The sequence below is a fragment of the Bacillus cereus group sp. BfR-BA-01356 genome, from assembly GCF_022663635.1.
GTDB classification, from domain to species: Bacteria; Bacillota; Bacilli; order Bacillales; family Bacillaceae_G; genus Bacillus_A; species Bacillus_A cereus.
In genome coordinates this window covers 48,071-69,297 of record NZ_JAKUFX010000017.1, presented here as the reverse complement: position 1 = coordinate 69,297, position 21,227 = coordinate 48,071, and the positions used below count along the sequence as shown (strand labels likewise).

Genomic DNA, 21,227 nt, shown 5'->3' with positions numbered 1-21,227 from the left:
CGCCAGTGCGGTACTCATGTAGGAAAGCTACACTCCGTGTCCTCCTGGCAAATGCGCCTAGACCTGCTCGGTTCTCTTAATCCTCCTTTTTAAACCTTTATTGATATGGATATTTAAAAAATCCGGTTAAGATAACCTTCGTATGTCGTCGTTGCATCGCCAGTGCGGTACTCATGTAGGAAAGCTACACTCCGTGTCCTCCTGGCAAATGCGCCTAGACCTGCTCGGTTCTCTTAATCCTCCTTTTTAAACCTTTATTGATATGGATGTTTAAAAAGTCCGGTCAAGATAACCTTTTATTGATATGAAAAAGCAAACTAGGAGCATAGCTTCTAGTTTGTACTTATTTAATTATTGGGGGATGAAATATGAATGTTTTAGTAATTGGCCGCGGTGGGCGTGAGCATGCTTTAGCTTGGAAGTTTGCACAATCTGAAAAAGTAGAAAAGGTATATGTAGCACCAGGTAATGAAGGTATGAGAGATGTTGCAACACCAGTTGATATTGATGAAAATGATTTTGATGCATTAGTTTTATTTGCCAAAGAGAATAATGTTGAGTTAACTTTCGTTGGACCAGAAATTCCGCTTATGAATGGAATTGTTGATTGTTTTAAAGAAGAGGGACTTCGCGTATTTGGTCCGAATAAAGCGGCTGCTGTTATTGAAGGTAGTAAAGCTTTTACAAAAGAGCTTATGAAAAAGTATGATATTCCAACTGCGGCGTACGAAACTTTTACAGATTATGAAGAAGCAGTACAGTACATTCAAAAAGTTGGTGCACCAATCGTTATTAAAGCTGACGGCCTAGCTGCGGGTAAAGGGGTAACGGTAGCAATGACGCTTGAAGAGGCATTACAAGCTGTGAAAGAAATGCTACAAGATGTGAAATTCGGCGCGGCAAGTAAGAAGGTCGTTATTGAAGAGTTTTTAGATGGACAAGAATTTTCATTAATGGCATTCGTGAATGGAACAACTGTACATCCAATGGTAATCGCCCAAGATCATAAAAGAGCTTTTGATGGTGATAAAGGTCCAAATACGGGCGGAATGGGTGCATATTCTCCAGTACCACAAATTCCAGAATCAGCAGTTCAAGAAGCGATTCAAACCGTATTACATCCAACTGCTAAGGCGATGATTGCAGAAAACCGTTCGTTTACAGGTATTTTATACGCAGGTCTTATTTTAACAAATGATGGTCCGAAGGTAATTGAATTTAATGCACGCTTCGGTGATCCTGAAACAGAAGTTGTATTACCTCGCTTAGAAAATGATTTAGTTGACGTATGTAACGCTGTATTAGATGAAAGTGAACTAACGTTACAATGGTCAGAAGAAGCTGTAATCGGTGTTGTACTTGCTTCTAAAGGATATCCAGAAGCATATAAAAAAGGTGATATTATTAGTGGACTAGATGCACTGCAAGATGTGATTGTTTTCCATGCAGGTACAGCAATGAAACATGGGGACTTTGTAACGAACGGTGGCCGTGTATTATTTGTTGCTTGTAAGGCAAATAGTTTACAAGAAGCAAAAGATAAAGTATATAAAGAAATCGGTAAAATTGAGAGTGATGGTCTATTTTATCGAAGTGATATAGGATATCGTGCAATTGGGCATGAGATGACGAAAAGTTAATATGTAAAAATCCCGCTGAGGAATCAGCGGGATTTTTTATGCATCTTTATCTTTTTTTAATTTCCCTTTTTGCTTTGCCATTTCTCGAAGTAAATACTCGATGTGTGCATTGACGCTACGAAATTCATCATTTGCCCATTTTTCGATGACTGCGTGTAATTCAGGATCAATACGTAATGGAAAGCTTTTCTTTTTAGCCATAATTACTTATAGCCCTTAGTATAGGCTTCCTGTATTAATAACTGGTTGCGCACCTTTATCTGAAACGATGGCAACTAATAAGTTGTTTACCATATTTGCTTTACGCTCGTCATCGAGTTCTAGTACGCCTTCTTCATCTAACATATGGATGGAATCTTTCGCCATCTTCACAGCACCTTCAACAATTTCTTTTCTAGCAGCTAATACTGCTTTTGCTTGCTGGCGTTGTAGCATTGCATGGGCAATTTCTGTTGCGTAAGCTAAGTGCGTTAAACGAGTTTCTAATACTTCTACACCAGCAATTTCAAGACGCGCCTCTAATTCACGTTTTAATTCTTCAGAGATTTCTTCAGTATTTCCGCGTAACGTAACGCAGGTTTCATCTTGGAAATTGTCATAAGGATATTTTGTTGCAACATGGCGGATTGCCGTTTCGCTTTGAATTTCTACAAATCGATCATAATGTTCAACACCAAACATTGCTTTTGCAGAATCAACAACTTTATATACGATAACAGCTGCAATTTCAATTGGATTTCCATCAACGTCATTTACTTTTAATTTTTTACTGTTAAAGTTTTCAACACGTAAAGATACAGTTTGACGGAATGCGAACGGAATCGTTAAAAATAAACCGTTTTGACGAATTGTTCCTAAATAATTACCGAAGAACGTAATAACCTTCGCTTGATTCGGTTGAACAATACCGATACCTGTAGCGAGAACTGCGGCTAATATAATAGTTAGTGCCGCTCCTATGAAAATTTCTTGTGCAAGGAAAAATACACCGATAGCAGCTAAAATCAAAATTCCAATAATACCGAGAAAACCATTTACATAAAATACTTGTTTTTCTTTCATATGATCGCCTCCTGATATAAAAATGATATCACTTTTATATCATTTTAAGCAAGAGGTATGCATCTAATTTTCTGAATTTTATTGATTGATATCTTTTATATACATTTTAAGGCCGAAAAAGAGAATGTACGTTCTGTTTTATGGTAAAATAAAGAAGACTTAACCGCCCACTGCAGCAGCTAAGTCCCTTTGAGAGCATCTTGCATCGTGACAAATGATTCAAAGCGGTTTTGCCAGGATTATATTTTCAATCGCTGACTCAATCTCTTTGTCAGAAGCGTCATAACTTCCTTTTGACTTTGGCTTGTCATGAGTGGAAGTTTGATTCACTTCTTCTTTAGCATGTCCTTTTTCAGCAAAATTCATGCTAGGCATTTTAAATGCCCCCATATTCATGTATTTTCCGAATTTCCACATTTCAACAACAGGGCAGAAACGAACAATTCCTTCTGCAACTTTCATTGCACCAATCCATAGAAAAATGTTAGACCAAGTGCACCACGGCTTGCGTACAAGTTTAGTTGCACTACATCCGAAGAGGACAAGCCCAAGTGTAATTCGAATTAGAGCGTTTATTGTCCCGATATTTTGCTTCATTAGAAAAACACTCCTTTTTATGAAAGTTGAAATAGATAATACTATTTCTTTTATTAGTATCCCGTTTGATTTTTGGGATATGTAATCCAACATTTGACGTGGAAAAAGATGTTGGAATGTGCGTGTGTGTAAGTAACTTTTTTTGTTATAATGAAAGAATGCATAAAAGGAACTTCAAAATTAAATCCTCTAGTTTAAAAAATATGGAAGAGGTAATTCCAAACTTAATTCTCCGTTTTAAACAAATATTTAAGATGAAGTTAAAACAATAATGATGAAAATAAACTGTTATTTTGAACAGAAATATATATAACTAGAGAAAAGGAAGGGTGTTTTCATGTACGATATTTCCGGATGGAAACATGTATTTAAGCTTGATCCAAATAATGAGTTAAGCGATGAACATTTAGAAATGATTTGTGAGTCTGGAACTGATGCGGTTATTGTAGGCGGAAGTGATGGAGTTACAATTGATAACGTATTACACATGCTAGTTAGCATTCGTAGATATGCAGTTCCTTGTGTATTAGAGGTTTCTGATGTAGAAGCAATTACACCAGGATTTGATTTTTATTACATCCCAAGTGTTTTAAATAGCCGAAAAGTAGAATGGGTAACAGGTGTTCATCATGAGGCATTGAAAGAATTTGGGGATATTATGGACTGGGACGAAATTTTTATGGAAGGGTATTGTGTTTTAAATCCAGAAGCGAAAGTAGCCCAGCTTACAGAAGCGAAATGTGATTTAACAGAAGATGACGTTATTGCATATGCTCGTTTAGCAGACAAGTTATTACATTTACCGATATTTTATTTAGAATATAGCGGTACGTATGGAGATGTTGAACTTGTTAAAAATGTAAAAGCAGAATTGAAACAAGCTAAGTTATACTATGGCGGTGGTATTTCTAATGCAGAACAGGCGAAAGAAATGGCACAATATGCTGATACAGTAGTTGTTGGAAATATTATTTATGATGATATAAAATTGGCGTTAAAAACAGTTAAAGCAGTAAAAGGAGAGTAGGTGCAGGCGTATATGAGTATGACAGATAGATTATTAAACGGTTTAAATCCACAGCAACAAAAAGCAGTCCAAACAACGAATGGACCACTTCTATTAATGGCAGGTGCAGGTAGTGGTAAGACACGTGTGTTAACACATCGTATTGCGTATTTACTTGGTGAAAAAGGTGTAGCACCATGGAATGTACTAGCTATTACCTTCACAAATAAAGCAGCTCGTGAAATGCGTGAGCGTATTGATACACTTGTGGGACCAGAAGCAGAAGATATTTGGATTTCGACGTTCCACTCTATGTGTGTACGTATTTTACGACGGGATATCGATCGTATTGGTATTAATCGTAACTTTACAATCTTAGATTCAGGCGATCAGCTAACTGTAGTCAAAAAAATTATGAAAGAGCGCAATATTGATCCGAAGAAATTTGAGCCGCGCTTTATTTTAGCGGGTATTAGTAATGCGAAAAATGAACTGTTATCTGCGGATAAATATGCAAAAAAAATTACAATGGCTGATCCATATGAAAAATTAACGAGCGATGTATACACAGAGTATCAAAAACGTCTTTTGAAAAATAATTCATTAGACTTTGATGATTTAATTATGACCACGATTCAGTTATTTGAACGTGTTCCAGAAGTATTAGAGTTTTATCAGCGTAAGTTCCAATATATTCACGTTGATGAGTATCAAGATACGAACAAAGCGCAATATCTTCTTGTTAAACATTTGGCAGCGCGTTTTAAAAATCTTTGCGTTGTAGGTGACTCTGACCAGTCTATTTATCGCTGGCGTGGTGCAGATATTTCTAACATTTTGTCGTTCGAAAAAGACTATGAGAATGCACAAGTAATTTTGTTAGAACAAAACTATCGTTCGTCACAAAATATTTTAAATGCAGCGAATGCTGTTATTGAAAAAAATACGAATCGTAAGCCGAAGAAATTATGGACAGACAATCAAGTTGGAAGTAAAATCTCGTATTATCGTGCTGCAACTGAAAAGGACGAAGCGTATTTTGTTGCGAAAAAAATTCGTGACGATATTCAAATGGGGAAACGAAAATATACTGATTTTGCAGTGTTATATCGTACGAATGCTCAGTCTCGTATGGTCGAGGAGATTTTCCTTAAATCTAACATTCCGTACAAAATTGTCGGAGGTACGAAGTTCTACGATCGTAAAGAGATTAAAGATATTTTGGCGTACTTACGTTTAATCGGTAATCCAGATGATGAAATTAGTTTTGCACGTATTATTAACATGCCAAAGCGTGGTATTGGTGCGACTTCTATCGATAAAATTATTAATTACGGTGTGCAAAACGGAATTTCATTAACTGCTGTATTTGATGAAATTGAGCATGTTGGAGTAAGTGCAAAAATTACAAAGGCAGTAAAAGAATTTGCGAATTTATTAAATAACTGGGTAAATATGCAAGAGTATTTATCTGTTACAGAATTAGTAGAAGAAGTTATTGAAAAAACAGGCTATCGCGATATGTTGAAAAATGAACGTTCTTTAGAAGCGGAAGGTCGTTTAGAAAACTTAGACGAGTTCTTATCTGTTACGCAAACATTTGAATCTCAAAGCGAAGATAAGAGCCTTGTTGCATTCTTAACAGATTTAGCACTTGTTGCTGATATTGATCGTGTAGATGAAGACCCAACTGCTGGTGAAGAAGTTATTTTAATGACGATGCACTCAGCCAAAGGATTAGAGTTCCCGGTTGTCTTTATTGTTGGCTTAGAGGAGGGGATATTCCCTCATACTCGTTCTCTTATGGAAGAGGATGAAATGCAAGAAGAACGTCGTCTTGCTTATGTAGGTATTACCCGTGCAGAAGAAGAGCTATATTTATCTAACGCGCAAATGCGTACTTTATTTGGTAGAACAAGTATGAACGCTGCGTCTCGATTCATTACAGAAATCCCGACAGAACTAGTGGAATCATTAAATGAAACAGCGCCAAAGCGTGAAACATCGTTTGGTGCAAAAGGCAGAACGGCAAGTAGCGGCAAAACGACAATCACAACGACAACACGCTCTCGTTCAGCTTTCGCGCGCCCTGCAGCTAAGACGACAGGCGGCGAACAAATTGGCTGGGCAGTAGGAGATAAAGCTTCCCACCAAAAATGGGGAGTCGGTACAGTTGTAAGTGTAAAAGGTGAAGGTGATGCAAAAGAATTAGATATTGCATTCCCAAGCCCAATTGGTGTTAAACGTTTGTTAGCAAAATTTGCACCTGTGACGAAACAATAGAAAGGAATGAGGATATGTCAAAAGAGATAGCAAAAAAACGTATAGAAGAACTGCGTGATTTATTAAATACATTTAACTATCAATATCACGTATTAGACAATCCTTCTGTTTCTGATGCGGAATATGACCGTAATATGCAGGAGCTTATAAAATTAGAAGCAGAGAACCCAGAGTTTATGAGTGAAGATTCTCCCTCCGTTCGCGTTGGGGGGACTGTTCTTGATATATTTGAAAAAGTAACACATAAGTCACCAATGTTAAGTTTAGGAAATGCATTTAACGAAGGAGATTTACGTGATTTCGACAGAAGAGTACGTCAAGGAATTGATGGTGCGAATGTAAGATATATATGTGAATTAAAAATTGACGGGCTTGCCGTTTCGCTTCATTATGAAAAAGGACGCTTCATTCAAGGGGCGACACGTGGTGATGGTGTAACGGGTGAAGATATTACTCAAAATTTAAAAACGATTAAAGCTATCCCACTTCGTTTAAATGAAGAAGTAACGTTAGAAGCACGAGGCGAAGCTTATATGCCGAAGCGTTCATTCGTTAAACTAAATGAAGAAAAAGAGCAAAATGGAGAAGATGTATTTGCGAATCCGCGTAATGCAGCAGCAGGTTCAATACGTCAACTTGATCCGAAAATTGCAGCGAAGCGTAACTTATCTATGTTTGTGTATGGTCTTGCGAATGTAGAAGAAAAAACAATTCCATCACATAGTGAATCGCTTGATTTCTTAGGTGAACTTGGATTTAAGACAAATCCAAATCGCCGTACATGTGAAACAATTGAAGAAGTTATAGCTTATGTAGAAGAATGGCAAGAAAAACGTCCGCATCTTGATTATGAGATTGATGGAATTGTTATAAAAGTAGATGATGTTGCCCTTCAAGAAAGTCTAGGAACTACAGCGAAGAGTCCAAGATGGGCGATTGCTTATAAATTCCCGGCTGAAGAAGTTGTAACGAGATTAACAGGCATTGAATTAAGTGTTGGCCGAACAGGAGTTGTAACACCGACTGCAGAACTAGAGCCAGTGAGAGTTGCTGGTACGATTGTTCGTCGTGCTTCTTTACATAACGAGGATTTAATTCGTGAAAAAGACATTCGAATTGGTGACTACGTTGTTGTGAAGAAGGCTGGAGATATTATTCCTGAAGTTGTGAACGTTATTTTTGATAAGCGTACTGGTGAGGAAGAAGAATACCGCATGCCAACTCATTGTCCAGCATGTGAGAGTGAACTTGTTCGTTTAGAAGAAGAAGTAGCACTTCGTTGTATAAATCCAACTTGTCCTGCTCAAATTCGAGAAGGGTTAATCCATTTCGTTTCAAGAAATGCAATGAATATTGATGGACTTGGAGAACGTGTCATTACACAACTCTTTGATGCTGATTACATTCGTACATTTGCTGATTTATATGCATTGACGAAAGAGCAATTATTACAGTTAGAACGTTTTGGTGAAAAATCAGCAACAAACTTAATACAAGCAATTGAAAATTCTAAAGAAAACTCGTTAGAGCGATTATTATTTGGTCTTGGAATTCGCCACGTTGGAGCGAAAGCAGCACGTACATTTGCAGAGCACTTTGAAACGATGGATGAGCTTGTAAAAGCAACGGAAGAAGAACTAAAAGCAATTAATGAAATTGGCGAAAAAATGGCTCAATCTGTTGTGACATATTTTGATAATGAAGATGTATTAGAGTTATTACAGCAGTTTAAAGAGTATGGCGTGAATATGACATACAAAGGTATAAAAATTGCAGATTTACAAAATGTTGAATCTTACTTCGCAGGAAAAACGGTTGTTTTAACAGGTAAGCTAGAAGTTATGGGGCGAAGTGAAGCGAAGAAGAAGATTGAGGCATTAGGTGGAAAAGTAACGGGAAGTGTTAGTAAGAGTACGGATTTAGTTGTTGCAGGTGAAGCGGCTGGTTCGAAATTAGCACAAGCGGAGAAACATAATGTTGAGGTTTGGAATGAAGAGAGGTTCTTACAAGAGCTAAATAAGTAAGAGGTGCAAACTTACCATGAAAAAAATAGCATTAGCGGTATTAAGCCTTGGCCTACTTGTAAGTGGGTGTAGTGCAGGTGCCGACAAAGATGAAAAAGTGGCTGAGAAATCGGGGAAAGCAAAAGAACAATCAGTTGTTCCAAAATACGCTATTTCGGATGAATATTATAAGACGACTATTCCATTTGATGGTGGAAATGCACGTGGTTTAGTGGTGCAAGGGTTAAATAGTCGTCTTGATATAGATGAATTTGAAACAGGGTTAATGCGAATTGCAAAAGAATCATTTAGTACGAAAGATAATTTTTTAAAAGGCGGAAAAGCTCTAGATACTCAAACTATACAGATGCTTGTTAAAAGAAAACGTACAGATGCTGAACAAAAGGAACTAGAGGACAAATTAAAAAAAGATGCAGTTAAATTTCCTAATATAGGATTAAACCCTGCATTAGGAACAGGATCCGAATCACTAGAAGTGAAAAATAAAAAAAATCCAATATATATTTCAAATATTTTAGAGCATGATTATTATGTGAAAAAAGGCGATAACGGCGAGGAACGCGTTGGTATGGTAGTTGGATTAGCAATGAATTCTGTTCAATATTTTAACGAAGAGCATGGTTATCCACGTGAAGCTGCAATCCCGGATGAAAAGATGTTAGCTGAAGGGAAAAAAATGGCGCAAGAAATTTTGAAAGTCATACATCAAAAAGAACCTGAAACCAAAAATATTCCAATAACATTTGCGATTTATCGTCAAGCTCCAAAGTCTTCGCTCGTGCCAGGTAACTTTGTTTCTTATGCAAATGCCGAAAAAGGTAGTGAAACGGTTGAAGATTGGCAACAAATTAATGAAAAATATTATTTGTTCCCATCAGAGCAAGCGAAAACAGATAATAAACGTGAAGACCTTGCAAGAGTATCCAACTTTAAGGCAAAACTAAGCGATTATTTCCAAGGCGACTATACAGCTGTTATTGGTACTGGTATGTATAGAGATGATGAATTAAGAGAAATGAAGCTTGATATTCCTGTCCAGTTTAATGGAAAAGCTGAAATAGTTGGTTTTACACAATATGTGGCAGGGCTTGTTATGGAATACTTCCCGAATTATATGAAAGTACAAGTAACGATTAAATCTGTAGAACGCCCAGAAGCTATTATTATACGTGAAGCAAAACAAGATGAACCACTTGTGAAGATTTTAGATTAAATATGAAGGCTGTTCCTCTATGGAACAGCTTTTTTTCTTATGTAATTTTGTTATAATTTAAAATGTTGTAAAAAATAGGGGTAAGGGGTAAAGCTCATGGAAGAATTAAGTTTTCAAGTCATTATTTTATTAATTGCATTCGGTTTTTTAGCAGCTTTTATTGATTCCGTTGTTGGAGGAGGAGGGTTAATTTCGCTTCCTGCGCTTATGTTTGTTGGCTTATCGCCAGCTTCGGCAATTGCAACGAATAAATTAGCGGCAACAATGGGGACGTTTACGAGTGCGATGTATTTTATTCGATCAGGAAAAGTTGATTTTAAAATTGTAGGAAAGTTAATCCCGTTAACTATTGTTGGAGCTGTTGCAGGTGCTTTAGTAGTAAAATTTATTCCACCGGATATTTTACGCCCATTAGTACTTGTGATGTTGGTATTTATTGCTATTTATATTATTGCAAAAAAGAATTGGGGAAGTGTGTCTACCTATAAGAAGATGACGCAAAGAAAAACATTAATATTTTTCTTTGCTATTTTAATGATAGGATTTTATGATGGATTTTTTGGACCAGGGACAGGATCGTTTTTAATTTTTGCATTTTTATTAATTGGCTTGGATTTTATTCAAGCGGCAGCATCTGGAAAACTTTTGAACTTTGTTAGTAATATTGTATCTTTAATTACTTTTTTATTTTTAGATATAATTCATTTTGAATACGGTATTATCATGGGATTATCAATGATCTTAGGTGCTTATTTTGGATCGAAGTTTGCGGTTCAAAAAGGTGTTGGATATGTAAGGACTTTATTTTTATTAGTTACTATATTATTGATCGGGAAAAATGTTTTGGAATATACTCATATTTTGTAGATTCATACGCATGTATGAATCTCTTTTTTTTATTATATTTTAAAAATTTATTAATTTTTAAAATATAAGTCTAGGAATATTTGAATAAATCTAAATTATCGTGTAGAATAATGTTGTAAAATGTAAACGTTTTTCTAAGGGGAGGCTAAAAAAAATGGTAGTAGCATACAAACATGAGCCATTTACAGATTTTTCAGTGGAGGCTAACAAATTAGCGTTTGAAGAAGGTTTAAAGAAAGTAGAATCTTATCTTGGACAAGACTATCCATTAATTATTGGGGGAGAAAAAATCACTACAGAAGACAAAATTGTTTCTGTAAACCCTGCAAATAAAGAGGAACTTGTTGGTCGTGTTTCAAAAGCAAGCCGTGAGTTAGCTGAAAAAGCAATGCAAGTAGCGGATGAAACATTCCAAACTTGGAGAAAATCAAAGCCAGAAATGCGTGCAGACATTTTATTCCGTGCTGCAGCAATCGTTCGTCGCAGAAAACATGAATTCTCTGCTATTCTTGTAAAAGAAGCAGGTAAGCCATGGAATGAGGCAGATGCTGATACAGCAGAAGCAATCGACTTTATGGAATATTATGGTCGTCAAATGTTAAAATTAAAAGACGGTATTCCAGTAGAAAGCCGTCCAATTGAATATAATCGTTTCTCTTACATTCCATTAGGAGTAGGTGTTATCATTTCTCCTTGGAACTTCCCATTCGCAATTATGGCAGGTATGACAACAGCTGCTTTAGTTTCTGGTAACACAGTATTACTAAAACCAGCTAGTACAACTCCTGTAGTAGCAGCGAAATTTATGGAAGTATTAGAAGAAGCTGGCTTACCAGCTGGCGTAGTAAACTTCGTTCCAGGTAACGGTTCTGAAGTTGGTGACTACTTAGTAGATCATCCTCGTACACGTTTCGTAAGCTTCACGGGATCTCGTGATGTAGGTATCCGCATCTATGAGCGTGCAGCGAAAGTAAACCCAGGACAAATTTGGTTAAAACGCGTTATCGCTGAAATGGGCGGTAAAGATACAATCGTTGTTGATAAAGAAGCAGATCTTGAATTAGCAGCTAAGTCTATCGTTGCATCAGCATTCGGATTCTCAGGACAAAAATGTTCTGCATGTTCTCGTGCAGTAATCCATGAAGATGTATATGATCATGTATTAAATCGTGCTGTTGAATTAACAAAAGAATTAACAGTTGCTAACCCAGCAGTATTAGGTACAAACATGGGTCCTGTTAATGACCAAGCTGCATTCGATAAAGTAATGAGCTATGTTGCAATTGGTAAAGAAGAAGGTAGAATCTTAGCAGGTGGCGAAGGAGACGATTCTAAAGGTTGGTTCATCCAACCAACAATCGTTGCTGACGTTGCAGAAGATGCTCGCTTAATGAAAGAAGAAATCTTCGGACCAGTAGTAGCATTCTGTAAAGCGAAAGACTTCGATCATGCACTTGCAATTGCAAATAATACGGAATACGGTTTAACAGGTGCTGTTATTACTAACAACCGTGACCATATTGAAAAAGCACGCGAAGACTTCCACGTTGGTAACTTATACTTCAACCGTGGATGTACTGGTGCAATCGTAGGTTACCAACCATTCGGTGGCTTTAACATGTCTGGTACAGACTCTAAAGCTGGTGGACCTGATTACTTAGCACTTCACATGCAAGCAAAAACTACTTCTGAAACTTTATAAGAAATAGTAGAGGAGCTCTTCACAGAATGTGAAGAGCTCCTTTTAAAATTGAAATCCTATATATTACCATCGTTCGAAGGGAATGAGCTAAAACCTATTAATAGCGGGATAAACATGTGAACAGAAATAAAATGATGAGAAAAGTTGACTTATTAGTCATATTTTTTAGTATTCATTTTGAGAATTTCCTGTATAATACAATTTGAAAGAAAATCTATGGTTCGACAAGGAACACTCCTTTCGGTTTTGCTCACTGAAAGGAGTGTTTTTTTATGTAGCTAAAAATTCTTGCGTGCTTATTACATTTGCATATACGCCATTTAAACTAGCTAAAATTGTATTGTGAATGTAAACAGCTGGTATAGTAGCGTTCTTAAAAGACAGGTCTTTTGTAGCACAAGCATCATGTATAACGGTACATTGAAAGCCAAAATCGAATGCAGCCCTTACTGTAGCATCGATACACATATGAGTCATCATCCCACATACAACGACATGTTCAATATTTAAACGTTTTAATTGCTCTAGAAGATTAGTTTCTCGGAAGCTATTTGGATAATGTTTGACTATAACTGTTTCTTCTCTAAGTGGACGTACGCTTTCGTGAATATGTACACCTTCTGTATTAGGTAGGAAAAAAGTAGCGTCATCTTTTATAGCTACGTGTTGGATATGAAGAATAGGTTCGCTGTTTGTTCTAAAGTGTTGTAATAACTGATTAGCATATTCGCTTGCTTCTACTGGATTACGCAATTCCATCTTTCCATTTGGAAAATAATCGTTTTGAATATCGACGAGTAAAAGAGCTGTTTTCATATATTTATCTTCCTCCGAGTTTCATATTCAAATAAATTTATTCAATTCGTAGAGAGGATTCTCCTGTTTAAAAATATGAGGAAGAAGAATTTTAAATAACCTTGAAAGTTACTATTTTCTCATGAATTTTCATCTGAAAATTTTAATAAAGGAATAATTAATGTTTTTCTAAAAAATGTATTGACCCTTATTATTCTGAGTTCTATAATGAGAATTAATTAAACGACAATTAAATCGATACATTCTTATCCAGAGAGGTGGAGGGACTGGCCCTACGATACCTCAGCAACGGGTTTTTTTAATACCGTGCTAACTCCAGCAAGCCATATAAAGGCTTGGAAGATGAGAAGATGTGAACGAGTACATATAAGTGCTCTCCTTCTTATCTTTATGGTTGATAAGAAGGAGAGCACTTTTTATTTTACCTCGAAAGCTCTACTTCAAGTTTTTACAGCATATAGGAGGGGAAAAAATGATTTCTTTTAACAATGTAAGTAAAGTGTATGAATCAGCTGGGCAATCTGTTCATGCGGTAGAGGATGTAACATTATCAGTTGAGAAAGGCGAAATTTTTGGCATTATCGGTTTTAGTGGCGCTGGAAAGAGTACGTTATTACGCCTAGTAAATATGTTAGAGAGACCGACGGCAGGAACGATTTCAATAGATGATAAAGATATTACATCATTATCGACGAAAGAATTACGTAAACTAAGACAAAGAATCGGAATGATCTTTCAAAGTTTTAATTTATTTAATTCAAGAACAGTATTTGGAAATATTGCTTATCCATTAAAGTTAGCGAAAGTACCAAAGAATGAGATAAAAGAAAGAGTAAATGAACTGCTGAAGTTTGTAGGGTTAGAAGATAAAGCAAACTATTACCCAGAGCAGCTATCAGGTGGACAAAAGCAACGTGTAGGCATTGCTAGAGCACTTGCGACATCGCCAGATATTCTTATATGTGATGAGGCAACATCAGCCTTAGATCCAGAAACAACGACAGAAATTCTAAACTTATTAAAGAAAGTAAATAGAGAATACAATTTAACAATTCTTCTTATTACACATGAAATGCATGTTGTGAAAGAAATTTGTCACCGTGTAGCTGTAATGGAGAAGGGAAAAGTTATTGAAGAAGGAAAACTGTTTGATGTTTTCACGCAACCAAAAACAAAGACGACTCAAAACTTTGTACGTTCTGTCATTAATGATCATTTACCGGAAAGTGTTCTAGCGAAAATTCAAAATGGTGGTCAAATTTATCGTCTAACATTTACTGGTGAGGAGACAGGACAGCCGGTACTATCATATATCGCAAAAAACTATAACGTCGATGTAAATGTACTGTACGGAAATATTATTGAACTTCAAAATGTGCTATTTGGAAATCTTCTTGTAGAGTTGCAAGGGGAGCAGAGGGAAATTCAAAAAGCATTACAACATCTAAGACTGCAAGTGCAGCTGAAGGAGGTAGAAGCTCATGCGAGTTGATTGGAGTATATTTTGGCCGCGCATACTAGATGCGACGGGGGATACCCTCTTAATGGTAATTGTAACCCTTATATTAGCTACAATTCTTGGTATACCTCTAGGTTTACTTTTATATATAACGAGAAAAGGAAACTTTTTAGAAAATAAATGGGTCTTTTCTATTCTTAACATCATAATTAATACAATTCGTCCGGTACCATTCATTATCTTTTTAGTAGCTTTAAGTCCACTAACGAGAAGTGTTATCGGAACGACGATTGGAACAGCAGCGGCAATTTTCCCGATGACGTTAGTCGCATCAATTGGTATTGCTAGAATGGTTGAAACAAACCTTGTTTCCGTTCCGAAAGGAGTAATTGAGGCAGCACAAGCAATGGGCGCCTCGCCAATTAGAATCGTTTTTGAAATCCTTGTACCAGAAGCGTTAGCGCCATTAATCTTAGGTGTCACATTTATGACAGTTAGTTTAATTGAATTTTCTGCAGTTGCTGGGCTTGTCGGTGGTGGCGGTCTTGGTGATTTAGCAATGACATATGGTTATCAACGTTTTGATACATCAGTTATGTTCGTAACGGTCGTGTTACTTATTATTCTCGTACAGATAGCTCAAAATTTAGGAAATTACTTTGCGAAAGTCTTGTTACGCAGATCATAAAAAGGAAGAGAGGAAAAGAAAATGAAGAAAATTTTAGCATTTGCATTATCAGCGATTGTAGGAGTCTCAGCATTAAGCGGCTGCTCAAGTGGAGACACGGGTGCAGGAGCAAAAGAGAAAACAGTTCGCATTGGTGTAACTGGAACGGATGGAAACGCTTGGGAAATTGTAAAGGGAAAAGCTGAAAAAGAAGGGATTAAAGTTAAACTGATTGAGTTCTCTGATTACACAACGCCAAATAAAGCGTTAGCTGATGGAGATATTGAACTAAACTCATTCCAGCATATTGCGTTCTTAGAGCAATTTAAAAAGGAACATAAGTTAGATATTACAGCTGTTGGTACAACACAAATTGCACCAATGGGTTTATACTCTGAAAAATATAAGAAATCAAATGAAATCCCAGATGGTTCAGAAATTGCAATTCCAAACGATCCAACGAACCAAGCACGTGCATTAAAACTTCTTGATGCAGCTGGATTATTAAAGCTGAAAAAGGATTTTGGTCTATTTGGAGATCCAAGTGGTATTGCTGAAAATCCGAAGAAATTAAAAATTACACCGGTTATCGCACAGCAAACACCTCGTGTGTTAAAAGATGTAGCGGCATCAGTTATTAATAACGGTGTTGCTGGTCAAGCTGGATTAGATCCAGCGAAGGATCCTATTTTCTTAGAAGATCCAAAGAATGAAAATGCGAAGCCTTATATTAATATTTTCGCAGCTCGTACGAAAGATAAAGATGATCCAACACTGAAAAAAGTAATTGAATTATACCATTCAAAAGAAGTAACAGATGCAATTAAGAAAGAAACAAATGATGGTTCAATTTCAGTAGATCTTTCACTTGAGGAGCTTGAAAAAATCGTAAAATAATTATTGGGTTTAATGGACTAACAGAAGGAACCCCTCCGCTGTTAGTTCGTTCAACATATAAACTTAACAAACAAACCCTAATTCTGTACCTTCCAATTTTGTATAACGTAGAATCCAATGTTTGTTAAGTAGAGTAATGGACCAGGAGTTTTCCTGGTCTTTTTTTATAAATGAAAATAGCTAGCGAACAGTAAGGTAATCCAAATTATAATGGGATAAGAAAATAAGCTGAAAAGGAGTGTAATTACGAATTGCTTTTGATGAATTAAGTGTTTTTTGGATAAAAAAAAGAAAATAGAAAAGAGAGTAATGAAAAATGCTGATATTACGCCGGGGTTATAGGAGCGATAAATGAAAAACAAAATAATATGTTGAACAGAGTTAAAGAAGATGGCCCCTTGTATAAAAATAATCCAGCATATAGAAGACAAGAAGTTAAGTTGATATAGAAAGACGATAAGTAATACAAAGATTGTTAATACGGAAATGGCAATGAAAAATTGTTGGCTAGTTATAAGACGGATTGAAAATTGATTAGCAAGATATTGTGGCATTTGGAAAGCTTCTTCAAGGTTATGAATGAAAAATAATAAGGGAATGATCCAGAGTATAGTAGTGGAATGCTTTTTCATCAACTTACATCACTCCAATAAAGTATAGAAAGCCTAAAAAAGGCCCTCTATACAGAGATAGTTATTCAATTATGATATTTTTTAAATTAACTTCATGATGATCTCGTTCTTTCGGATAAGCAGCTAGCTCCTCTTGCAAAATATTTAATATTTGCTTAGCTGATTGCTGGATTGGATTAGGTAGCTCTTCTAATATATGCATCCCGACTTTTACTTTTGTACGAATTACCCTTCGTAGTAGTTCCTCATGCATGCACTACACCTCCAAACCGAATGTTTAGTATATCTTCTTCAAATTTTGCCCCTTGAATAGAAAGGTGTGTTAACGTTTTTGGCAATGTAATATTTCGTTTCACAGAGCCAGCTCGAATAATTAGCTCATCACCTTTTTGATTTAATGAAAGTTCACTTTTGTTTGAGAAGGGAATAGAAAGAATGAAAATATAATCATCGCCATCTTTTCTTACATATTGTGTGCGGCCGTTAAATTTCACTTCAGTAGGACAATGATCAGTTTTAAATAAAGCATCTCCTACACGCTCTAACATAGGTAAACCAACAACTTCTTGTTCAAACATTGGAGCTTCGTAAATAGGAAGTGGATCAAAACTATCTTGAATTAATGTTTTATATTTCTTCTGTGTATCTTTCCATGCCTGAAAATAAGGATCGGTGACAGTGTTAGGGATGACGCGATTAATCATAATGGCATCTACGTTATAATCGTATAAATTTAAATAAGTAAAGCTACGCTGAGCTTCTTTAATGACCATTTTTTCAGGATTTACAACGATGCGGATACTTGTTACTTCTCGGTTTGATAAAATATCTCTCATTTCTCCGAGCTGTTCAAGTGTATTTGTTAATTCGTCCATAATATCATCGGTTGGAAGAGGGACACCAAGGAGTGGTTGAGCTACAGGACGAACGACTTTTAAAACTTTTCTTTTAATAGGAAACAATTTTTCCATCCACCAGCCGAGCATGTCTGGAAAGCTTAGCATTGCTAATGTTTCTCCTGTTGGAGCACAATCAATAATGATAACATCATATGTGTTTTGTTTATAATAATCGAGTACGCGAGGTAAGCTAATTAAATCTTCCATACCAGGAAACATCGTTAATTCTTCTGTTGTAATATCATCGGCTGCTTTGGAAGTGAAGAGTAGTGTAATATATTTCTGTAATTTTCCCCATCCTTTTTCCATCTCATAAATCGTATTAATTTCTTGTGCCCACAAATTTTCACGAATTTCTAATGGCTCAGAAGATAGCTTTATACCAAATGAATCTCCTAAACTATGAGCGGGATCTGTACTCATGACTAAAGTTTTTAATCCTTGTTTTGCGCTTTGAATTGCTGTTGCTGCTGAAATGCTAGTTTTTCCTACGCCGCCTTTACCTGTATACAAAATAATTCTCATCATTCATATCTCCTTTGTTTCGAATATCGAATATTACGAGTGTCGAAGTAAATGATTGAATAAAAACCCAGATAGGGTTTTATTCAATCGGAATGTTTTTCATTTTAGGTGTAGAAACTTTTTCTTCTGTTTTTTGCTGTGACGTAGCAATGTGATTCATAATCTTTTGGAAGATTTGTAGTAAGAATGCTTTTTCTTCTTCTGACAATGCTTCTGTCACTAAGCTAAAGTAGTGGGCTGCATTTTGTTTTACTTCTTGAACGAGCATTACGCCGTTTTCTGTTAACCGAATTAATACAATACGTCGGTCGTTTTCATCACGGTAGCGCTCAATATATCCCTTTTTTACAAGGCGATTTACAACGCCCGTCGTTGTACTCATCGGTATATCAAGAAGGTCAGCAATTTTCGTCATTGTAATATCTGTATTTCGTTCCATCCAAAGTAAACAAAATACTTCTGTTTTAGAAAGTGTTAAATCTAGGCTTACCCATTCTTCAGGATAGAAAAGTTTCTTGGCGTTATCTAGCAGTAAGTCTAAAAAATGTTCATATTGCAACAATTAATTCCACTCCCGTATATTTCGAGGTTCGTAATATTTATTTTTATTTTATGTAGAATAGAAAAAATTGTCAATGATTTTAATTGTTTTTTCAGATTAGACAGAAAACTTTCTTTAAAATAGTATTCTTTTATGATAGATTTATAAATATAAAACTAGAATTTACATAAAGATCCATCATGGTAAATATACTTATCTATAATGGGTATACAGCTAACGAGGGGGAGAACGATGAGAAGACGTAATACGCAAGCGTTCACATTTTTAGCATGGACTTCATTTGTTTGTGCGCTTTCAGGTATGCTAATTGGGATTTATACGTTAGATGAAACGCTTAGTGTAAAAGGATACTATTTAATTGGAACATTATTTTTAACGATGTCTTGTTTTGTATTACAAAAAACAATTCGTGATAATGAAGAAGATAACGAGAGATTTCCAAAAAATAAACCGTTAGATAAAGAGTAAATTGTAAAGAAAGGCATTTGCCTTTCTTTTTTTATGTAAAAATGGCGTAAGTACTCTGTGTTGACTTGCTTGAAGTACTGAAAATTTGGTATCATCAATAGTATTGTAGATTGAACGATATATTATGGAGGTGGCCTAGCCGTGTCAAGAATTTCCGTTGAGAATGTAAAGCACGTAGCACATTTAGCACGTCTTGCAATTACTGATCAAGAAGCAGAAAAATTTCAAAAACAACTAGATGCAATTGTTACATTTGCAGAACAGTTAAATGAATTAGATACAACAGATGTAAAACCAACAACTCATGTATTAACTATGAAAAATGTTATGCGTGAAGATGTACCAGAAAAAGGTTTACCAGTTGAAGAAGTATTAAAAAATGCACCGGATCACAAAGATAATCAAATCCGTGTTCCAGCAGTATTAGAATAGAGGAGGGGAATTTCGATGTCATTATTTGATCATTCAGTATCAGAGTTACATAAGAAGTTAAACAACAAAGAAATTTCCGTTACGGATTTAGTAGAAGAATCTTACAAACGTATTGCGGATGTTGAAGATAACGTAAAAGCTTTTCTTAAATTAGATGAAGAAAATGCACGCGCAAAAGCGAAAGAATTAGATGCAAAAATCGGCGCTGAAGATAATGGTTTATTATTCGGTATGCCAATTGGTGTAAAAGATAACATTGTAACTAACGGTCTTCGTACAACTTGTGCGAGCAAAATGTTAGCAAACTTCGATCCAATTTATGATGCGACAGTTGTGCAAAAGCTAAAAGCTGCTGACACAATTACAATCGGTAAATTAAACATGGACGAGTTCGCAATGGGTTCTTCAAATGAAAACTCAGGATTCTACGCTACGAAAAACCCATGGAACTTAGATTACGTTCCAGGCGGATCTAGTGGTGGTTCTGCAGCAGCTGTAGCAGCAGGAGAAGTACTATTCTCTCTAGGTTCTGATACGGGTGGTTCTATCCGTCAGCCAGCTGCATATTGCGGTGTTGTAGGTTTAAAACCAACTTACGGACGCGTATCTCGTTACGGATTAGTAGCATTCGCATCTTCACTTGACCAAATCGGACCGATTACACGTACAGTAGAAGACAATGCATACTTATTACAAGCTATTTCAGGTATTGACCGCATGGATGCAACTTCTGCAAATGTTGAAGTTGGAAACTATTTAGCTGGTTTAACAGGCGATGTTAAAGGTTTACGCATTGCTGTACCGAAAGAATACTTAGGCGAAGGTGTTGGCGAAGAAGCTCGTGAGTCAGTACTAGCTGCTTTAAAAGTATTAGAAGGTATGGGCGCAACTTGGGAGGAAGTATCTCTTCCACACTCTAAATACGCTCTAGCAACGTATTACTTACTATCTTCTTCTGAAGCATCTGCTAACCTTTCACGCTTTGATGGCGTGCGTTACGGTGTTCGTTCTGATAATGTAAATAACTTATTAGATCTTTACAAAAACACACGTAGTGAAGGTTTCGGTGATGAAGTTAAACGTCGTATTATGCTTGGTACATTTGCTCTTAGCTCTGGTTACTATGATGCATATTACAAAAAAGCACAACAAGTACGTACATTAATTAAGAACGACTTTGAAAACGTATTTGCTAACTATGATGTTATTATTGGACCAACAACACCAACTCCGGCATTTAAAGTGGGAGAAAAAGTTGACGATCCAATGACAATGTATGCAAATGACATTTTAACAATCCCAGTAAACTTAGCGGGTGTTCCAGCGATTTCAGTTCCATGTGGATTCGGTGCTAACAACATGCCACTTGGTCTACAAATCATTGGTAAACACTTCGATGAAGCGACAATTTACCGCGTTGCACATGCGTTTGAGCAAGCAACAGACTATCATACAAAAAAAGCAAGTCTGTAAGGA

At 36.1% G+C, this 21,227-nt stretch carries 20 protein-coding genes, 1 pseudogene and 1 riboswitch; of the genes and pseudogenes, 13 read left to right on the top strand and 8 right to left on the bottom strand.

Features of this window, described 5'->3' with window-relative positions:
• Nucleotides 1–368 precede the first annotated feature (368 nt).
• The gene (gene purD / locus MR168_RS09000) at nucleotides 369–1,640 is read left to right on the top strand and encodes a phosphoribosylamine--glycine ligase (RefSeq protein WP_048657235.1); all 1,272 of its coding nucleotides are present in this window, start codon (nucleotides 369–371) and stop codon (nucleotides 1,638–1,640) included.
• 36 nt (nucleotides 1,641–1,676) lie between these two features.
• Here the strand turns inward: purD and MR168_RS08995 are convergent, their stop codons facing one another.
• The 3 genes from MR168_RS08995 to MR168_RS08985 form a co-directional block, all read right to left on the bottom strand.
• Entirely contained in the window at nucleotides 1,677–1,841 is a 165-nt protein-coding gene (locus MR168_RS08995; protein WP_001085171.1) for a type II toxin-antitoxin system antitoxin, read from the bottom strand.
• 15 nt (nucleotides 1,842–1,856) lie between these two features.
• On the bottom strand, nucleotides 1,857–2,702 hold the full coding sequence (locus MR168_RS08990; RefSeq protein WP_000660669.1) for an SPFH domain-containing protein: 846 nt from the start codon (nucleotides 2,700–2,702) through the stop codon (nucleotides 1,857–1,859).
• 219 nt (nucleotides 2,703–2,921) lie between these two features.
• The gene (locus MR168_RS08985) at nucleotides 2,922–3,299 is read right to left on the bottom strand and encodes a YgaP family membrane protein (RefSeq protein ID WP_000812346.1); all 378 of its coding nucleotides are present in this window, start codon (nucleotides 3,297–3,299) and stop codon (nucleotides 2,922–2,924) included.
• A 337-nt stretch (nucleotides 3,300–3,636) separates the two neighbouring features.
• Between MR168_RS08985 and pcrB the strand changes: the two genes are divergently transcribed.
• The 6 genes from pcrB (at nucleotide 3,637) to pruA (ending at nucleotide 12,394) form a co-directional block, all read left to right on the top strand.
• Complete coding sequence (gene pcrB, locus MR168_RS08980; protein ID WP_086412626.1) at nucleotides 3,637–4,326, top strand: heptaprenylglyceryl phosphate synthase; 690 nt, start codon at nucleotides 3,637–3,639, stop codon at nucleotides 4,324–4,326.
• Between the two features lie 12 nt (nucleotides 4,327–4,338).
• Nucleotides 4,339–6,588 (top strand): DNA helicase PcrA, encoded by a 2,250-nt coding sequence (gene pcrA, locus MR168_RS08975; RefSeq protein ID WP_140159421.1) that lies wholly within the window; start codon nucleotides 4,339–4,341, stop codon nucleotides 6,586–6,588.
• A 14-nt stretch (nucleotides 6,589–6,602) separates the two neighbouring features.
• Nucleotides 6,603–8,612: an NAD-dependent DNA ligase LigA gene (gene ligA / locus MR168_RS08970; RefSeq protein WP_000031450.1), complete on the top strand. Its 2,010-nt coding sequence runs from the start codon at nucleotides 6,603–6,605 to the stop codon at nucleotides 8,610–8,612.
• Between the two features lie 16 nt (nucleotides 8,613–8,628).
• The gene (locus MR168_RS08965) at nucleotides 8,629–9,825 is read left to right on the top strand and encodes a CamS family sex pheromone protein (RefSeq protein ID WP_000717030.1); all 1,197 of its coding nucleotides are present in this window, start codon (nucleotides 8,629–8,631) and stop codon (nucleotides 9,823–9,825) included.
• A gap of 96 nt (nucleotides 9,826–9,921) precedes the next feature.
• Nucleotides 9,922–10,692 carry a TSUP family transporter gene (locus tag MR168_RS08960; protein WP_000391974.1) on the top strand — a complete coding sequence of 257 codons (771 nt, stop codon included), beginning with the start codon at nucleotides 9,922–9,924 and terminating at the stop codon, nucleotides 10,690–10,692.
• Nucleotides 10,693–10,846: 154 nt separating this feature from the next.
• Entirely contained in the window at nucleotides 10,847–12,394 is a 1,548-nt protein-coding gene (gene pruA / locus MR168_RS08955) for an L-glutamate gamma-semialdehyde dehydrogenase (RefSeq protein WP_000259555.1), read from the top strand.
• A gap of 250 nt (nucleotides 12,395–12,644) precedes the next feature.
• Here pruA and MR168_RS08950 read toward each other — a convergent pair.
• Nucleotides 12,645–13,210 (bottom strand): annotated as a pseudogene (locus tag MR168_RS08950) (cysteine hydrolase family protein).
• Nucleotides 13,211–13,452: 242 nt separating this feature from the next.
• Nucleotides 13,453–13,559, top strand: a riboswitch (SAM riboswitch).
• A 123-nt stretch (nucleotides 13,560–13,682) separates the two neighbouring features.
• Here MR168_RS08950 and MR168_RS08945 point away from each other — a divergent pair.
• The 3 genes from MR168_RS08945 to MR168_RS08935 are packed head-to-tail and all read left to right on the top strand — an operon-like array spanning nucleotide 13,683 to nucleotide 16,233.
• Nucleotides 13,683–14,702, top strand: a complete 1,020-nt coding sequence (locus MR168_RS08945; protein WP_000622969.1) for a methionine ABC transporter ATP-binding protein — start codon at nucleotides 13,683–13,685, stop codon at nucleotides 14,700–14,702.
• Entirely contained in the window at nucleotides 14,692–15,357 is a 666-nt protein-coding gene (locus MR168_RS08940; RefSeq protein WP_086412628.1) for a methionine ABC transporter permease, read from the top strand. Before MR168_RS08945 ends, MR168_RS08940 begins: the two co-directional genes overlap by 11 nt.
• 21 nt (nucleotides 15,358–15,378) lie before the next feature.
• A complete protein-coding gene (locus MR168_RS08935; RefSeq protein WP_016121503.1) occupies nucleotides 15,379–16,233 on the top strand; it encodes a MetQ/NlpA family ABC transporter substrate-binding protein in 855 nt (284 codons plus the stop codon).
• A 164-nt stretch (nucleotides 16,234–16,397) separates the two neighbouring features.
• On the opposite strand, the gene MR168_RS08930 is transcribed toward MR168_RS08935, so the two are convergent.
• The 4 genes from MR168_RS08930 to MR168_RS08915 form a co-directional block, all read right to left on the bottom strand.
• On the bottom strand, nucleotides 16,398–16,865 hold the full coding sequence (locus MR168_RS08930; protein WP_140159423.1) for an HXXEE domain-containing protein: 468 nt from the start codon (nucleotides 16,863–16,865) through the stop codon (nucleotides 16,398–16,400).
• Nucleotides 16,866–16,926: 61 nt separating this feature from the next.
• Nucleotides 16,927–17,118, bottom strand: coding sequence for a DUF3926 domain-containing protein (locus tag MR168_RS08925; protein ID WP_000544106.1), 192 nt, complete (start codon nucleotides 17,116–17,118; stop codon nucleotides 16,927–16,929).
• Nucleotides 17,111–18,292, bottom strand: coding sequence for an ArsA family ATPase (locus MR168_RS08920; protein WP_086412630.1), 1,182 nt, complete (start codon nucleotides 18,290–18,292; stop codon nucleotides 17,111–17,113). Before MR168_RS08920 ends, MR168_RS08925 begins: the two co-directional genes overlap by 8 nt.
• Nucleotides 18,293–18,368: 76 nt before the next feature.
• Nucleotides 18,369–18,851, bottom strand: a complete 483-nt coding sequence (locus MR168_RS08915) for a MarR family winged helix-turn-helix transcriptional regulator (RefSeq protein ID WP_000942482.1) — start codon at nucleotides 18,849–18,851, stop codon at nucleotides 18,369–18,371.
• 231 nt (nucleotides 18,852–19,082) lie between these two features.
• On the opposite strand from MR168_RS08915, the gene MR168_RS08910 reads away from it, so the two are divergent.
• The 3 genes from MR168_RS08910 to gatA all read left to right on the top strand — a co-directional run bounded on the left by MR168_RS08910 (nucleotide 19,083) and on the right by gatA (nucleotide 21,224).
• Nucleotides 19,083–19,319, top strand: coding sequence for a YiaA/YiaB family inner membrane protein (locus MR168_RS08910; RefSeq protein ID WP_001254393.1), 237 nt, complete (start codon nucleotides 19,083–19,085; stop codon nucleotides 19,317–19,319).
• A 141-nt stretch (nucleotides 19,320–19,460) separates the two neighbouring features.
• Complete coding sequence (gatC, locus tag MR168_RS08905; protein ID WP_000086999.1) at nucleotides 19,461–19,751, top strand: Asp-tRNA(Asn)/Glu-tRNA(Gln) amidotransferase subunit GatC; 291 nt, start codon at nucleotides 19,461–19,463, stop codon at nucleotides 19,749–19,751.
• 15 nt (nucleotides 19,752–19,766) lie between these two features.
• Nucleotides 19,767–21,224 carry an Asp-tRNA(Asn)/Glu-tRNA(Gln) amidotransferase subunit GatA gene (gene gatA, locus MR168_RS08900; RefSeq protein WP_086412631.1) on the top strand — a complete coding sequence of 486 codons (1,458 nt, stop codon included), beginning with the start codon at nucleotides 19,767–19,769 and terminating at the stop codon, nucleotides 21,222–21,224.
• Nucleotides 21,225–21,227: the final 3 nt, after the last annotated feature.

What these genes read in the sequence shown, in the direction of transcription:
- purD (WP_048657235.1), top strand. Translation starts at nt 369, where the DNA reads ATGAATGTTTTAGTAATTGGCCGCGGTGGGCGTGAGCATGCTTTAGCT.
- MR168_RS08995 (WP_001085171.1), bottom strand. Translation starts at nt 1,841, where the DNA reads ATGGCTAAAAAGAAAAGCTTTCCATTACGTATTGATCCTGAATTACAC.
- MR168_RS08990 (WP_000660669.1), bottom strand. Translation starts at nt 2,702, where the DNA reads ATGAAAGAAAAACAAGTATTTTATGTAAATGGTTTTCTCGGTATTATT.
- MR168_RS08985 (WP_000812346.1), bottom strand. Translation starts at nt 3,299, where the DNA reads ATGAAGCAAAATATCGGGACAATAAACGCTCTAATTCGAATTACACTT.
- pcrB (WP_086412626.1), top strand. Translation starts at nt 3,637, where the DNA reads ATGTACGATATTTCCGGATGGAAACATGTATTTAAGCTTGATCCAAAT.
- pcrA (WP_140159421.1), top strand. Translation starts at nt 4,339, where the DNA reads ATGAGTATGACAGATAGATTATTAAACGGTTTAAATCCACAGCAACAA.
- ligA (WP_000031450.1), top strand. Translation starts at nt 6,603, where the DNA reads ATGTCAAAAGAGATAGCAAAAAAACGTATAGAAGAACTGCGTGATTTA.
- MR168_RS08965 (WP_000717030.1), top strand. Translation starts at nt 8,629, where the DNA reads ATGAAAAAAATAGCATTAGCGGTATTAAGCCTTGGCCTACTTGTAAGT.
- MR168_RS08960 (WP_000391974.1), top strand. Translation starts at nt 9,922, where the DNA reads ATGGAAGAATTAAGTTTTCAAGTCATTATTTTATTAATTGCATTCGGT.
- pruA (WP_000259555.1), top strand. Translation starts at nt 10,847, where the DNA reads ATGGTAGTAGCATACAAACATGAGCCATTTACAGATTTTTCAGTGGAG.
- MR168_RS08945 (WP_000622969.1), top strand. Translation starts at nt 13,683, where the DNA reads ATGATTTCTTTTAACAATGTAAGTAAAGTGTATGAATCAGCTGGGCAA.
- MR168_RS08940 (WP_086412628.1), top strand. Translation starts at nt 14,692, where the DNA reads ATGCGAGTTGATTGGAGTATATTTTGGCCGCGCATACTAGATGCGACG.
- MR168_RS08935 (WP_016121503.1), top strand. Translation starts at nt 15,379, where the DNA reads ATGAAGAAAATTTTAGCATTTGCATTATCAGCGATTGTAGGAGTCTCA.
- MR168_RS08930 (WP_140159423.1), bottom strand. Translation starts at nt 16,865, where the DNA reads ATGAAAAAGCATTCCACTACTATACTCTGGATCATTCCCTTATTATTT.
- MR168_RS08925 (WP_000544106.1), bottom strand. Translation starts at nt 17,118, where the DNA reads ATGCATGAGGAACTACTACGAAGGGTAATTCGTACAAAAGTAAAAGTC.
- MR168_RS08920 (WP_086412630.1), bottom strand. Translation starts at nt 18,292, where the DNA reads ATGATGAGAATTATTTTGTATACAGGTAAAGGCGGCGTAGGAAAAACT.
- MR168_RS08910 (WP_001254393.1), top strand. Translation starts at nt 19,083, where the DNA reads ATGAGAAGACGTAATACGCAAGCGTTCACATTTTTAGCATGGACTTCA.
- gatA (WP_086412631.1), top strand. Translation starts at nt 19,767, where the DNA reads ATGTCATTATTTGATCATTCAGTATCAGAGTTACATAAGAAGTTAAAC.